Raw genomic sequence first — 14,288 nt, 5'->3', positions numbered from 1 at the left:
TCCTTTTATCTGTACTCATTTTCTCATGACTACTTTATTTTAGTACCTCAAACACGGTTTGAAACATGATTTTGATGTCTCCAAGGAAACTAAACTCTCGGAGATAGGCGAGGTTATAGCGCATCTTTTCAGGAAGGACATGTTCGACATAGGCCTGGTCAACCGACAGACCTTTCTCCGTCATTTGACTGATGATGGTGTCCTCATCCTTGTAGTTGATACTGGCTGGAGAGGTAATCCCTGCTGGCAAGAGCAAGGTCGCCATCATTTCAGGGCTATACTGCTCGGTGTAGCGTGGCACCTCAGGTCTTGTCCCAACAAAGGACATCTCGCCTTTAAGGACATTGACCAGCTGAGGCAGTTCGTCCAAGCGCACACGGCGGATGAAATTTCCAACCTTGGTAATGCGGCTATCGTTAGCAGAAGTCACCAGACTTCCTTTTTTATCCGCATCCGTTACCATAGTACGGAACTTCCAAATCTTGAACGGACGGTTGTACTGGGTCACGCGCTCTTGCTTGTAAATGACAGGTCCCTTGCTATCCAACTTGATCCAAATGCTCAAGATAAGAAAGATGGGAGAAGTCAAAATTAGCAAAAACAAGGCCAGAACCCAATCCAGGCAACGCTTGAAAATCAGCGAACCCTTCCTTTTAGAGACAAGCTGGTAGTAAGACTCAACCTCGCTTGATTGCATTTCCACGGGCAAGTCTTCCCATTTCAGCATGCTGTTTCTCCTTTGTTTTTATTATACTATTTGTCAACATTTTTCATTATACCACAAAATAGAAAAGGCGGTGCAAGAAATCTGTGATTTAGAGGAATTCTTCTTTAGGACATGGCTCCAGCCTGCAAGCTATACATCTTGTGATAGGTTCCTCCTAAGGCCAAGAGTTCCTCATGGGTGCCACTCTCGATGATGCGCCCCTTGTCCAAAACGTAGATACAGTTGGCATCTTGAATAGTTGAAAGACGATGAGCGATGGCAATGGTTGTCCGCCCCTGTCTCATCTTAGCTAGAGAATCTTGAACCAAACTTTCTGTTTCAGAGTCAATATTGGCTGTCGCTTCATCCAAAATCAAGATTTTAGGCTGACTGGCGACTGTTCTGGCAAAAGCAAGAAGCTGGCGCTGACCAGTAGAGAAGCTCGAACCACGCTCAGACACAAGCGCATCATAACCCTGCGGAAGGTCCTGAATAAAGGAATCTGCATCCACAAAGGCAGCCGCAGCCTGTACCTCTTCATCACTAAGATCTTGGTACATGGCGATATTGGACTTGATAGTCCCATGATAGAGGAAGGGATCTTGCAAGACTAGACCGATATTCTTTCTCAGCTCTTCCTGACTGTAGTCCCTAATATCCACACCATCCAAGAGAACTCGGCCTGACTGAAATTCATAAAAACGCATGAGGACATTGATAATCGAAGATTTCCCCGAACCTGTATGACCTACAAAGGCAATGGTTTCGCCCTTGTTAACAGAAAAGGAAATATCATCCAGAATCTGGTGTTTGCCGTCATATGAGAAACACACATGTTCAAAACGGATATTGCCCTCTTTGACTTTAGCCTGCCCATCTTCTTGAAGAGGCTCATAGATCCTCTCATCAATCAAGGCAAAAACACGGCCTGCAGATATCATGGACGTTTGAAGGGTTGAAAAGTTTTGCGTCACCTCAATCAAGGGATCAAAGAGGCGGTTGATGTACTGGATAAAAGCATACATGGTTCCGGCTGTTATTCCTAGATAAAGCCCACGGTAGCCAAAATAGGCCATCAAAACAGCGTAGCCTAGAAGTTTCAACAAACTCATGGCAGGTCTCAAAAAGAGGGCATCCAAGGCTACAGAACGGTTGGCATAGACCAAGTGTTCTTGATTAATCTCATCAAATTCCGCCTGCAGGCGCTTCTCTTGATTAAAGGCCTGGATAATCCTAATTCCCTCGATATTCTCTGCCAGCTTACTATTGATATCCGACAAGAGACTTCTGGTTTTCTCGATGATTTTCACTGACTTTTTTCGGTAGAGATTGACCAAAAGGAAAATCAAGGGGAGGAAGAGCAAGACTAAAGCTGTCAAACGAAAATCCAGCACCAACATGGTATACAGAGTTGTCAGAAAGATGAAAACTGCTGAAATAAAGCTGGATAAAATCCCCGAAAACATATCACTGATGGTCTCGGTATCATTTGTCAAACGAGAAACGATGGAACCAGCTGGCGTCTTGTCAAAATAAGACATACCCAGTTTCTCCATATTGGCAAAGGCATCGCGACGAATATCTCTGACAATACTGTAGGACACCCGCGCAAAGAGAAGATTGCCAACATACTGAACCAGAGTTTGAAGGACATAAAGACCGTAGTAGGCCAGCAAAACGGTAACAGCAAGATGGTTTAGATTGCTGAGGTACTGGTCGATAAAGTAGGAAGCCACAAGGGGAATGACACTTTTAATGACCGTCGTCGCGAGGAGAAAACTGAGTGCCAAAAAAGTCAGGAGGCCATAGGGCTTGAGATAGGACATCAAGCGCTTCAATACACCCCATTGTTCTTGCTTATTCTGCATCTTCTTCTCCTTTCATTTCCAACTGCTGAGACTGGTAGGTTTGGGCATACCAGCCATCCAAGGCTAGCAGGTCATCGTGCGTGCCTCGCTCGATAATCTGTCCATTTTGCAGGACTAAAATCAAATCTGCATGGACAACAGCACTGAGGCGATGAGCCGTGATAATGGTTGTCTTGTCCTTGCGCGTCTCCTTGAGATTGTCGATAATCGCATACTCTGTCTTGGCATCCACGGCTGACAAGGAATCATCTAAAATCAAGATATCAGGGTCTAAAATCATAGCCCGACTCATGGCCAGACGTTGCTTTTGACCACCTGAAAGACTGACTCCTTTTTCACCGATCAACGTATCAAAGCCCTGAGGCATGTCTACAATATCTTGGTAAACTTGAGCTAGCTTGGTCGCTTCCTCAACTGCTGAAAGGGGCAAGTTCGGATTGCCGAAGCGGATATTGTCTAAGATAGAGGTCGCAAAGAGAAACTGATCCTGAGGGACATAGCCCATGAGACTGCGTAGGTCTGTCAGACGATAATCCCGAATATCATGACTGTTTAGGTAAATGGCTCCCTTATCCACATCGTATTCTCGCAAGAGAAGCTTGATTAAGGATGTTTTCCCAGAGCCTGTCTGTCCGACCAAGCCCAAGGTTCGCCCTTTTTCCAGACTAAAGTGAATATCCGTCAGTGTCTCCTCATTTTCAAAGGCAAAGCTGTCAATGGCGTACTCCAAGCGCCCATTTTCAATACCATCCAGAGGAAACTCAGGGTCTTGTACAGGTGATTCCTGAGATAAAAGATCCTCAATCCGCTGGTAAGATACCTTGCCTCGCTGAGTAATATTAAAGAGGAAACCGATAGCCATAAGAGGCCAAACTAGCATATCCAAGTAGCTGATAAAGGTGACCAGATTCCCAACCGTAATCTGCCCCTCCTGAACCATCAAGGAACCGACCAAAAGAGTTAAGACATAGGACGAGCCAACAAACAAGAGAACCATGGGATCGAAGAGACTATCGTATTTCATGGTTTGCAGGTTCTTTTGGAAGGTCAATTCATTGACTTCCTGAAAGGACTCCAGCTCATCCGCCTGATAACCGAAAGACTTGGTTACTTTGATACCTGATACAGACTCCTGCACCTTGTTATTGAGTTCAGAGAAAGCAGCTTGTGATTCGCCAAAAGCCTTGTGGGTCTTTCTCCCTAGACGACTGGTCGCATAAGCCATGAAAGGCAAGGGAAGAATGGCAACCAGAGTCATCTGCCAAGAAATGCTAAAGAGCATGGTCAGCAAAGTCACCAAAGCCGTGATAGAGGCATCCACTGCTGACATGACTCCGCCACCCGCGAGACGAGTTAGGGCATTAATATCATTGGTGGCGTGTGCCATAAGGTCCCCTGTCCGATATGTTTGATAAAAGGCTGGCGACATTTTAGTAAAATGCTCAAACAAGCGAGACCGCATAATCTGCCCCAAACGATAGGAAGTTCCAAGGATATACATGCGCCAAACATAGCGCAGATAGTACATCCCAAAGGCTGCCAGCAGTAGATAAAATAGATTAAGAAGGAGGTCCTGCTGGGTTAATTGTCCCCCAGTGATGGCATCAATCACCCGTCCCATGACCATAGGTGGAATGAGATTGAGGACGGAAACTAAGACCAAGGCCACAATCCCGACTAGATAACGGCGCTTTTCTAACTTGAAAAACCACCAGAGTTTTTGAATAATGGACATAAAATCCCTTTCTGATTGCAAATGGAAACCTGAGGCAGAAACCTCAGGTTTTTCTTATTCATAGGTTACTACTGAGACGACACCCTTGTCATACTCAGCAATAAAGATATTGGCCACATTGTCATACCCTTGTTTACTGAGGTTATCAAGCAGCCATTCTTCGCTCCGACCAATGGTCTCCAAAATTTCGACTTGGATCACACCGTCTGTGACAACAGGATACTTGGGATTCTCATCTCCCATTTGGACTACGATGAGTTGACCGTTTTGCTCCTGCATAGCGCGTTTGACTTGTTTCATTTGGAAAATTCCCTGGCTACGAAGCTTAAGTGCTACGTCCGCTGCAGATAAACCCACCGAACGGCAGGCTTCTGGATCAATCTTCCCATTTTTTATGAGCAGGGTTGGCTTCCCATCAATCAAACGTTTCACAAAGTGAACATTATTATTCAGCCATTTGAGAGTCAAGACCAGAATGGTCCACATAATCAGGATAACTGCATACTGAAGGATACTGATGGCGCTATTGTAAATCACCCCGCCGATGATACCCCCAAGTACATAGTTCTGAATTTGATCTATTGCTGAGTTAGGCGCTAGGTTGCCCTTCCCTGTCACATTGATTACAAAAACCAGAGAAAAGAGACCCAAGGCTAGTTTAATTAAAATTTCAATATAATTGAGTGTCATTTGTTCACCTCCACCAGTTCAATTGCATCTGTTTTATACAATTCGACTTTCTCTAATAGGTACTTGTCTGGCTCACTGCCGTTCAGGGCACGATAATAACGATCTCCTACCTTAAGAAGTGCTCCATCTGTGTTTGTGGAAGTATTAACATAGACTTCTGACTTGTCTACTCCCAAATCTTTGGAAACAACCTCGATGAAATGAAGTGAAGTTTGAAATTTATTGTTAGAAACTTGATTGTTTTGATAAGTCGTGATGCTGACCAAAAGCAGAGCTAGCAAGGTCAAAGCTGAAATCATGACCAACTCACGAAATTTGGTCCCCTTTTTATCATGGTATGCCTTAAAAGCAAAAAAACCTGTCACAGCTAATAGAACAATCCCAAAGCCAACCATGATACCATTTTGCTGACCGATTTGGCTGAGTACATATTCATAAGAGTAGAATTTCATCTATTTTCACTCCCTTTCATAAAATCATTCTTAATTATAAACGAAAGAGGGTGATTTTTCAAACCATACGTTGGGGAAATGCGCCTTTTTTTGGTATAATATAGTCTGTAATCTGAATGAAAAAGGTAACTTTATGAAACTCATCTCATGGAATATCGATTCCCTCAATGCAGCCCTAACGAGCGACTCAGCTCGTGCCAAATTATCCCAAGAAGTCCTACAAACCTTGGTAGCCGAAAATGCTGATATTATCGCTATTCAGGAAACCAAGCTTTCTGCAAAAGGGCCTACAAAAAAACACTTGGAAATTTTAGAAGAACTCTTCCCAGGTTATGAAAACACTTGGCGTTCCTCTCAAGAACCTGCTCGCAAAGGCTACGCTGGAACCATGTTCCTTTATAAAAAAGGACTCACGCCAACGATTAGCTTCCCAGAAATCGGCGCTCCTTCTACCATGGACTTGGAAGGCCGCATCATCACCTTGGAATTTGAAGAATTTTTCGTGACCCAAGTATACACACCAAACGCTGGAGACGGTCTCAAACGCTTGGAAGAACGCCAAGTATGGGATGTCAAATACGCTGAGTATTTGGCTCAACTAAACAAAGAAAAACCAGTCCTTGCGACTGGAGACTACAACGTAGCCCACAAGGAAATCGACCTTGCAAATCCTGCCAGCAATCGTCGTTCACCAGGATTTACAGATGAGGAACGTGCTGGATTTACCAACCTCTTGGCAACTGGATTTACGGACACCTTCCGCCATATTCACGGCGATATCCCAGAGCGTTACACTTGGTGGGCACAACGTAGCAAGACTTCTAAAATCAACAATACAGGCTGGAGAATCGACTACTGGCTGACCAGCAACCGCGTGGCTGACAAGGTGACCAAGTCTGACATGATTGACTCAGGTGCGCGCCAAGACCACACACCCATTGTCATGGAGATTGAGCTCTAAGGAGAAAGCTAATGGACTATCAAGCTGTCATTCCTGAATTTGTAGTATCTGACCTCGAAAAGTCACGCCACTTCTACTGCGACTTGCTGGGATTTTCTGTCGAATACGAGCGTCCAGAGGAGAAATTTCTCTTCCTCTCGCTTGAAGACTGCCAACTTATGCTAGAAGAAGGCAGCACAGAAGAATTAGCCCAACTAACCTATCCTTTCGGGCGCGGTGCCAATATTTCCTTTGGCATTGAAGATGTCCCTCAGCTCCACCAAAAACTGCTGGAAGCTGACTATCCTATCCATCGTCCGCTGACCAAAAGAGAATTTCGAGTGGGAGATAGCTTTATTTACCCTCATGAATTTGCGATTTTGGATCCTGATGGTTATTTTTTAAGATTTAGCGAGTAGAATATTCGAAACCTACAATACTGTATCGTCTTGTAGGTTTCTGTTTGTTCGCTTTTTTCATCTAAACGTCAACAAAATATTTGATTTCTAAAGTTATTTAGTGTAAAATAATAACATTAACGCTTGGACGTTTTATTATAGTACCATTTTACTTGTTTATGTCGTGAATTGGCACGACGTTTCTACAAGGTGCCGGAACACCTAACAATGAGTATGTCAGCTGAAGGTATGGTTTTGTCCATGCCTATTTTGGGGACTTACTTAGGGGATTAGGTAGGTCCTTTTTCTATTTCTTGCTAGAAACTCTAAACAAGCAAATGAAGCATCTTTTAGACTTTAGGAGGTCTTATGAAATTATTAGAAGAGCGCATCCTTCAGGATGGGCATATCTTGGGGGACAACATCCTCAAGGTGGATTCCTTTTTAACCCACCAAGTTGACTTTAGCTTGATGCGGGAAATTGGTAAGGTATTTGCGGACAAATTCGCTTCTGCTGGCATTACCAAGGTCGTGACCATTGAAGCATCGGGCATTGCCCCAGCCGTTTTTACAGCTGAAGCCTTAAACGTTCCCATGATTTTCGCCAAGAAAGCTAAAAACATCACCATGAACGAAGGCATCCTAACTGCTGAAGTCTACTCCTTTACCAAGCAGGTGACCAGCACCGTTTCTATCGCTGGAAAATTCCTCTCACCAGAGGACAAGGTCTTGATTATCGATGATTTCCTTGCCAATGGACAAGCTGCCAAAGGCTTAATTCAAATCATCGAACAAGCTGGAGCAAAAGTCGAAGCGATTGGTATCGTGATTGAAAAATCCTTCCAAGATGGTCGTGATTTGCTTGAAAAAGCAGGCTACCCTGTCCTATCACTGGCTCGCTTGGATCGTTTTGAAAATAGTCAGGTCGTATTTAAGGAGGCAGATCTCTAATGCAAAAACAAGAAAAACACTCGCAAGCAGCCGTTCTTGGCTTGCAGCACTTACTAGCCATGTACTCAGGTTCTATCCTAGTTCCCATCATGATTGCGACAGCTCTTGGCTATTCAGCTGAGCAGTTGACTTACCTAATCTCCACAGATATCTTCATGTGTGGGGTGGCCACCTTCCTCCAACTCCAACTCAACAAATACTTTGGTGTCGGACTACCAGTCGTTCTTGGAGTTGCCTTCCAATCCGTCGCTCCTTTGATTATGATTGGACAAAGCCACGGTAGCGGAGCTATGTTTGGTGCCCTTATCGTTTCAGGGATTTATGTGGTTCTGATTTCAGGCATTTTCTCAAAAGTAGCCAATCTCTTCCCATCTATCGTAACAGGATCTGTCATTACCACGATTGGATTGACCCTGATTCCTGTCGCTATTGGAAATATGGGAAATAATGTTCCAGAGCCAACTGGTCAAAGTCTCTTACTTGCAGCTATCACTGTTCTAATTATCCTCTTGATTAACATCTTTACTAAAGGATTTATCAAGTCCATCTCCATTTTGATTGGGTTGGTCGTTGGGACTGCCATTGCTGCTACTATGGGCTTGGTGGACTTCTCTCCTGTTGCGGCAGCACCACTAGTCCATGTCCCAACTCCCCTCTACTTTGGAATGCCAACCTTTGAAATCTCCTCTATTGTCATGATGTGTATCATTGCAACGGTGTCTATGGTTGAGTCCACTGGTGTTTACCTAGCCTTGTCTGATATCACCAATGACCCAATCGACAGCACGCGCCTTCGCAACGGTTACCGCGCAGAAGGTTTGGCTGTACTTCTCGGAGGAATCTTTAACACCTTCCCTTACACAGGATTTTCACAAAACGTTGGCTTGGTTAAATTGTCAGGTATCAAGACTCGCCTACCAATCTACTACGCAGCTGGTTTCCTAGTCCTCCTTGGACTCCTACCTAAGTTTGGTGCCCTTGCCCAAATCATTCCAAGTCCTGTCCTTGGTGGTGCTATGCTGGTGATGTTTGGTTTTGTTTCCCTTCAAGGGATGCAAATCCTCGCCCGTGTTGACTTTGCTAACAATGAACACAACTTCCTTATCGCAGCTGTATCCATTGCTGCAGGTGTCGGACTCAACAATAGCAATCTCTTTGTCAGCATGCCAACAGCCTTCCAAATGTTCTTCTCAAACGGAATCGTCGTAGCCAGCCTACTCGCCATTGTCCTCAATGCAGTATTAAATCATAAGAAGAAATAAAAAAGAGGTGCGAACCTCCAGATTGAAGAAAAGTTCATTTTGGACGATTTCTTCAATCTTTTTCTTTCGGTCCAAATTAAGACTACCCTTGAAAAAATTGGAATAATAGCCCTTCTGAAAAAATATACGTTAAATCAGAAATTAAATTATTTCCAAAATAATTGTAAGAGTATCCACTTTCTAATAGGTCGCTCAAAAAGTTTTAAAAATCATAAAAACGCATAATATCAGGCATTCAAAAACCTTGATATTATGCGTTTTATCAGGGAAAAATTTTCTAGATTTTCTCCTCAAATTGAGTCATTACCCAGCCTCTTCTATTATCTTCTTTTACCCTTTTTTACAGGCATGAGCGTAATGTCTCTCAAGCTAAAGTAGGCTAGAGCCAGCATGGCGATTGTGACAAAGAATTCTGTCGGTAATTGGAAGATTTGCAAGATGGACAACATCAGCAAAATCAAGAGTGCAACAACTACAAAGACCAAGATAACGATGTTGACTGTTCCTTTGATACTTTGGGGTGTCGCAAATACATAGAGTAGTAATAAGAGGATTCCTATGATTAAATAAACCATCTTTATCTCTTTCTAGCTCTTATTCAGCTGATTTTTTCTTTTTGTTGGCTTTCTCGCGCTCTGCCTTGTTGAGGATTTGCTTACGCAAACGGATAGACTCAGGCGTTACTTCCATGTACTCATCGTCGTTCAAGAACTCAAGAGACTCTTCAAGTGTCAAGATACGAGGAGTCTTGATAACAGCTGTTTGGTCCTTAGTAGCTGAACGGACGTTGGTCATTTGTTTCGCCTTAGTGATGTTAACTGTCAAGTCGTTTTCACGAGAGTTTTCACCAATGATCATTCCTTCGTAAACCTCAGTACCTGGGTTGACAAAGATCGTACCACGTTCTTCGATAGACATGATTGAGTAAGTTGTAGCCTTACCAGCGTCAATGGAAACAAGGGCACCACGGTGACGACCACCAATTTCACCTGGAATCAATGGCAAGTATTGGTCAAAGGTATGGTTCATAATACCGTAACCACGAGTCATTGACAAGAACTCAGTTGAGTAACCGATCAAACCACGCGCTGGAACAAGGAAGACCAAACGAGTTTGACCATTACCAGTTGAAATCATATCCAACATTTCACCCTTACGTTCAGAAAGGCTTTGGATAACAGAACCTTGGTATTCTTCTGGAGTATCGATTTGAACACGTTCAAATGGCTCACATTTAACACCATCAATCTCTTTTACGATAACTTCTGGACGAGATACTTGAAGCTCATAACCCTCACGACGCATGGTTTCGATCAGGATTGACAAGTGCAATTCTCCACGACCTGAAACAGTCCATTTATCTGGTGAGTCCGTTGGGTCAACACGAAGGGAAACGTCTGTTTGCAATTCGGCCTGCAAGCGTTCTTCCACCTTACGAGAAGTCACCCATTTACCTTCCTTACCAGCAAATGGTGAGTTGTTGACCAAGAAAGTCATTTGAAGAGTTGGCTCATCGATGTGTAGGATTGGAAGAGCTTCAACTGCGTCTGTCGGAGTAATGGTTTCACCGACAAAGATGTCTTCCATACCAGAAACGGCAATCAAGTCACCTGCTTTAGCTTCTTGGATTTCACGACGTTCCAAACCAAAGAAACCGAAAAGTTTTGTAACACGGAAGTTCTTCGTTGTACCATCTAGTTTAGAAAGGGTAACTTGGTCTCCAACTTTCACACTACCACGGAAGACACGTCCGATACCGATACGACCTACGAAGTCATTGTAGTCCAAAAGTGACACTTGGAACTGCAAAGGCTCATCTGAATTGTCGACTGGAGCTGGAATATGGTCAATGATGGTATCAAAGATTGGTGCCATTGTTTTTTCTTGATCAGCAGGATCGTCAGAAAGTGAAGAAGTTCCGTTGATAGCTGAAGCATAAACAACTGGGAAATCAAGCTGGTCGTCATCTGCACCAAGCTCGATGAAGAGTTCCAAAACTTCATCCACTACTTCTGCTGGACGAGCTGATGGTTTGTCGATTTTGTTGACAACCACGATTGGGACAAGGTCTTGTTCCAAGGCTTTTTTCAATACGAAACGAGTTTGTGGCATGGTTCCTTCGTAGGCATCTACGACCAAAACAACACCGTCAACCATTTTCATGATACGCTCAACTTCTCCACCGAAGTCCGCGTGTCCTGGTGTGTCCATGATATTGATACGAGTTCCGTTGTAAGCAACGGCTGTATTTTTCGCAAGGATGGTAATTCCACGCTCTTTTTCGATATCGTTTGAGTCCATAGCGCGCTCTGCCAACTCTGTACGAGCATCCAATGTTGAAGATTGTTTCAACAATTCATCAACGAGGGTTGTTTTACCGTGGTCAACGTGGGCGATAATCGCAATGTTACGGATATCTTCTCTTAATTTTGTCATGATTTCCTCTAATATTTAAATTTTTATTTCTAACTGAACAATTATACCACAGTCTCATTCAAAAATCACAGTTCAGCTAAGTGTAAATGTTTTCACTCTGCTTTTCTAGTCAAGGCAACTCTTTTCAAAGTCAGAGACTTATGATAAGATAGGCTGGTATGCGTTTAGATAGATTATTAGCCCAAGAAAAGGTCAGTCGCAAGGCTATGAAACAGGCTCTATTAAAAAAAGAAATCTTAGTAGATGATTGTCCAGCCAGCTCACTCGCTCAAAATGTCGACACTGGGTTGCAGAAATTAGTCTTTCAAGGCCGACAAATCCAAGGATATGAGCACAACTACCTCATGCTTCATAAGCCAAACGGAGTCGTTACAGCTAGCAAGGATAAGAAACTTCCAACCGTCATGGATCTACTCCCACCTGACATCCAGTCTGACCAGCTCTATGCTGTTGGCAGATTAGACCGCGATACGACGGGACTGCTCCTTTTGACAGACAATGGACCTCTTGGCTTCCAGCTCCTTCATCCCCAGTACCATGTCGATAAATCCTATCAAGTGGTAGTAAACGGACCGCTCACGTCAGACCATATCCAAAAATTCAAAGATGGGATTGTCTTTTTAGACGGGACCACTTGTAAACCAGCTCAGCTTGAAATTCTAGACGCAAGCCCAACAGAGAGCCGGGCCTCCATCACTATCTCTGAGGGCAAGTTTCATCAGGTTAAAAAAATGTTTCTCTCAGTTGGTGTCAAGGTGACTGCCCTAAAACGCGTCCAGTTCGGCGATTTTACATTAGACCCAGAACTAGCAGAAGGGCAATACCGTCCCTTGAATCCAGAGGAATTGGAAATCATTAAAAACTATTTAGAGAAAAGTGGATAAAAGAAAAAAGCTTTATGTTTAAAGCTTTTTTCAATCTTCTTTAATTCATGTGTAAGAAAATTCCAATAATCCAGTTAAGAGCAGAAAGAACAATACCTACAATAGATACAATTCTCTCTGTTTTAAAGTCTAAGCCAGATTCTTTTTGAAGTTCATTCGCAAACAATACACCAGTGATACCTAAACCAATACCTCCCAACGGAAATAACAAACTAAGAATGATAGATAGGATACCCACTAAAAGCGGGTTTTTCTTCTTTTCTTGCATTTTCTAAAAATTCCTTAAAATGATTATTAACTTAGTATACGAGACCGACTTTATCAACTTTTTCCTTGACCTTAGCTAGTCTTGACCTTCCCGTTCCAAGAATCCAATCCATAAGAAAGGATATAAATCTCAGAGAAACCTTGTTTTTTCAGATAGAGTGCTGCATTGGTCACTCGTTGTCCACGTTGGTTTTCGTAGAGAAGGACAGGTTTATCCTTGCGAAGGGCTACAAGGCTTGACTTCAACTGATTTGAAGGAATATTGCGAGCTCCGAGGATATGTTTTCTGTGAAATTCTGCTGGTTCACGGACATCAATCAATTGCCCTTTCCGAATCAAGGCTTCAAATTCTGCATTATCCACAATCTTAGCCGCACGACGAATACGAAGGTAGTTATACCCCATCCATGCCGCCATCGCTAATACGATTCCCCACAAAACCCAAATTGTCATAAGTTCTTATCTCCATTTTTCTCTAAGTAGTCTAATTCTATCTTGTGCTCTCTGCGAAGAACAGCTTCCGCCTCTAGATAGTCGAGCTTGTCCATCAGACCGGCATCATAGATCCGAGAGAGTTCGAGCTTCATCAGTTCAATATCATACAAGCGCTTCCCCATGTAAACAATAATGCCAAACTGTTTGAGAAATTGCTGCACATCATAGAATGTTTTCATAGCTTTCATTCTAACAGATTTTAGACTTTTTTTCAATACTGGACCGGCTCTTTCCCTCTATTTTCTTCGTCTTCATTGCCCATTCTTCACCAAGTGTGGTACAATAAAAACATGAGAATTCAACAACTACACTATATTATCAAAATCGTCGAAACTGGCTCTATGAATGAGGCAGCCAAGCAACTCTTTATCACCCAACCCAGTCTTTCAAATGCCGTTCGAGACTTGGAAAATGAAATGGGCATTGAAATCTTTATCCGCAATCCCAAGGGCATTACCTTGACTCGTGATGGGATGGAGTTTCTCTCCTATGCCCGTCAAGTTGTCGAGCAAACCCAGCTTCTGGAGGAACGCTATAAAAATCCTGTCGCCCACCGCGAACTCTTTAGCGTGTCGTCTCAACACTACGCCTTTGTGGTCAATGCCTTTGTCTCCCTGCTCAAGAAAAGCGATATGGAAAAATACGAGCTTTTCCTACGTGAAACTCGCACTTGGGAGATTATCGATGACGTCAAGAACTTCCGTAGCGAGGTCGGTGTCCTCTTTTTAAACAGCTACAACCGCGATGTTTTAACGAAAATGCTAGATGACAATCACCTGCTAGCCCACCACCTCTTTACCGCTCAACCCCATATCTTTGTCAGCAAGACCAACCCTCTGGCTAAAAAAGACAAGGTCAAACTGGCTGATTTGGAGGACTTTCCTTATCTGAGTTATGATCAGGGGACGCACAACTCCTTCTACTTTTCAGAAGAGATTCTTTCACAAGAGCACCACAAGAAATCCATCGTAGTCAGTGACCGCGCTACCCTCTTTAACCTCTTGATTGGTTTGGATGGTTACACCATTGCAACAGGGATTTTGAACAGCAATCTCAACGGAGACAATATCGTTTCCATCCCGCTGGACATTGACGATCCGATTGAACTAGTCTATATCCAGCATGAAAAAACCAGCCTATCTAAGATGGGCGAACGCTTTATCGAGTATCTACTAGAAGAAGTTCAGTTTGATAATTGATAAAC

16 protein-coding genes and 1 riboswitch are annotated in these 14,288 nt (G+C 43.3%); of the genes, 6 read left to right on the top strand and 10 right to left on the bottom strand.

Annotated features, from left to right (window positions below):
• Window positions 1–34: 34 nt before the first annotated feature.
• The 5 genes from HT680_RS01515 to HT680_RS01495 all read right to left on the bottom strand — a co-directional run bounded on the left by HT680_RS01515 (window position 35) and on the right by HT680_RS01495 (window position 5,451).
• Window positions 35–727 (bottom strand): sugar transferase, encoded by a 693-nt coding sequence (locus HT680_RS01515; protein WP_084911476.1) that lies wholly within the window; start codon window positions 725–727, stop codon window positions 35–37.
• A 104-nt stretch (window positions 728–831) separates the two neighbouring features.
• Window positions 832–2,574 (bottom strand): ABC transporter ATP-binding protein, encoded by a 1,743-nt coding sequence (locus tag HT680_RS01510; protein WP_173257730.1) that lies wholly within the window; start codon window positions 2,572–2,574, stop codon window positions 832–834.
• The gene (locus tag HT680_RS01505; RefSeq protein WP_173257728.1) at window positions 2,564–4,309 is read right to left on the bottom strand and encodes an ABC transporter transmembrane domain-containing protein; all 1,746 of its coding nucleotides are present in this window, start codon (window positions 4,307–4,309) and stop codon (window positions 2,564–2,566) included. The genes HT680_RS01510 and HT680_RS01505 overlap by 11 nt, the downstream gene beginning before the upstream one ends.
• Before the next feature lie 54 nt (window positions 4,310–4,363).
• A complete protein-coding gene (locus HT680_RS01500) occupies window positions 4,364–4,999 on the bottom strand; it encodes a DUF421 domain-containing protein (protein WP_000174434.1) in 636 nt (211 codons plus the stop codon).
• The gene (locus tag HT680_RS01495; RefSeq protein ID WP_173257726.1) at window positions 4,996–5,451 is read right to left on the bottom strand and encodes a DUF3290 family protein; all 456 of its coding nucleotides are present in this window, start codon (window positions 5,449–5,451) and stop codon (window positions 4,996–4,998) included. The genes HT680_RS01500 and HT680_RS01495 overlap by 4 nt, the downstream gene beginning before the upstream one ends.
• Before the next feature lie 133 nt (window positions 5,452–5,584).
• On the opposite strand from HT680_RS01495, the gene HT680_RS01490 reads away from it, so the two are divergent.
• From HT680_RS01490 to HT680_RS01475, 4 genes are all read left to right on the top strand, one after another.
• Window positions 5,585–6,412, top strand: coding sequence for an exodeoxyribonuclease III (locus tag HT680_RS01490; protein WP_173257724.1), 828 nt, complete (start codon window positions 5,585–5,587; stop codon window positions 6,410–6,412).
• An 11-nt stretch (window positions 6,413–6,423) separates the two neighbouring features.
• Entirely contained in the window at window positions 6,424–6,810 is a 387-nt protein-coding gene (locus tag HT680_RS01485) for a VOC family protein (protein WP_173257722.1), read from the top strand.
• A gap of 132 nt (window positions 6,811–6,942) precedes the next feature.
• A riboswitch (purine riboswitch) is annotated at window positions 6,943–7,038 on the top strand.
• A gap of 120 nt (window positions 7,039–7,158) precedes the next feature.
• A complete protein-coding gene (locus tag HT680_RS01480; RefSeq protein WP_173257720.1) occupies window positions 7,159–7,740 on the top strand; it encodes a xanthine phosphoribosyltransferase in 582 nt (193 codons plus the stop codon).
• On the top strand, window positions 7,740–9,002 hold the full coding sequence (locus HT680_RS01475; RefSeq protein ID WP_173257718.1) for a nucleobase:cation symporter-2 family protein: 1,263 nt from the start codon (window positions 7,740–7,742) through the stop codon (window positions 9,000–9,002). Before HT680_RS01480 ends, HT680_RS01475 begins: the two co-directional genes overlap by 1 nt.
• Before the next feature lie 320 nt (window positions 9,003–9,322).
• On the opposite strand, the gene HT680_RS01470 is transcribed toward HT680_RS01475, so the two are convergent.
• The gene (locus HT680_RS01470) at window positions 9,323–9,577 is read right to left on the bottom strand and encodes a DUF3165 family protein (RefSeq protein WP_000262659.1); all 255 of its coding nucleotides are present in this window, start codon (window positions 9,575–9,577) and stop codon (window positions 9,323–9,325) included.
• Window positions 9,578–9,596: 19 nt separating this feature from the next.
• A complete protein-coding gene (typA, locus tag HT680_RS01465) occupies window positions 9,597–11,438 on the bottom strand; it encodes a translational GTPase TypA (protein WP_173257716.1) in 1,842 nt (613 codons plus the stop codon).
• A 158-nt stretch (window positions 11,439–11,596) separates the two neighbouring features.
• On the opposite strand from typA, the gene HT680_RS01460 reads away from it, so the two are divergent.
• On the top strand, window positions 11,597–12,322 hold the full coding sequence (locus HT680_RS01460; protein WP_173257714.1) for a 16S rRNA pseudouridine(516) synthase: 726 nt from the start codon (window positions 11,597–11,599) through the stop codon (window positions 12,320–12,322).
• 40 nt (window positions 12,323–12,362) lie between these two features.
• Here HT680_RS01460 and HT680_RS01455 read toward each other — a convergent pair whose 3' ends face one another.
• The 3 genes from HT680_RS01455 to HT680_RS01445 form a co-directional block, all read right to left on the bottom strand.
• Window positions 12,363–12,590 carry a DUF4190 domain-containing protein gene (locus tag HT680_RS01455; RefSeq protein WP_173257712.1) on the bottom strand — a complete coding sequence of 76 codons (228 nt, stop codon included), beginning with the start codon at window positions 12,588–12,590 and terminating at the stop codon, window positions 12,363–12,365.
• Between the two features lie 71 nt (window positions 12,591–12,661).
• On the bottom strand, window positions 12,662–13,042 hold the full coding sequence (locus HT680_RS01450) for a rhodanese-like domain-containing protein (RefSeq protein WP_173257710.1): 381 nt from the start codon (window positions 13,040–13,042) through the stop codon (window positions 12,662–12,664).
• Window positions 13,039–13,272 carry a YqgQ family protein gene (locus tag HT680_RS01445; RefSeq protein ID WP_173258623.1) on the bottom strand — a complete coding sequence of 78 codons (234 nt, stop codon included), beginning with the start codon at window positions 13,270–13,272 and terminating at the stop codon, window positions 13,039–13,041. The genes HT680_RS01450 and HT680_RS01445 overlap by 4 nt, the downstream gene beginning before the upstream one ends.
• 102 nt (window positions 13,273–13,374) lie before the next feature.
• Between HT680_RS01445 and HT680_RS01440 the strand changes: the two genes are divergently transcribed.
• Window positions 13,375–14,283 carry a LysR family transcriptional regulator gene (locus HT680_RS01440; RefSeq protein WP_001222584.1) on the top strand — a complete coding sequence of 303 codons (909 nt, stop codon included), beginning with the start codon at window positions 13,375–13,377 and terminating at the stop codon, window positions 14,281–14,283.
• The last annotated feature ends 5 nt before the right edge of the window (window positions 14,284–14,288 follow it).

Source organism: Streptococcus sp. 5905, assembly GCF_013276505.1.
In the GTDB taxonomy this organism is placed as follows: Bacteria; Bacillota; Bacilli; order Lactobacillales; family Streptococcaceae; genus Streptococcus.
Note: the sequence above shows the minus strand (reverse complement) of the source record. Positions and strands in the feature narration are given on the sequence as shown.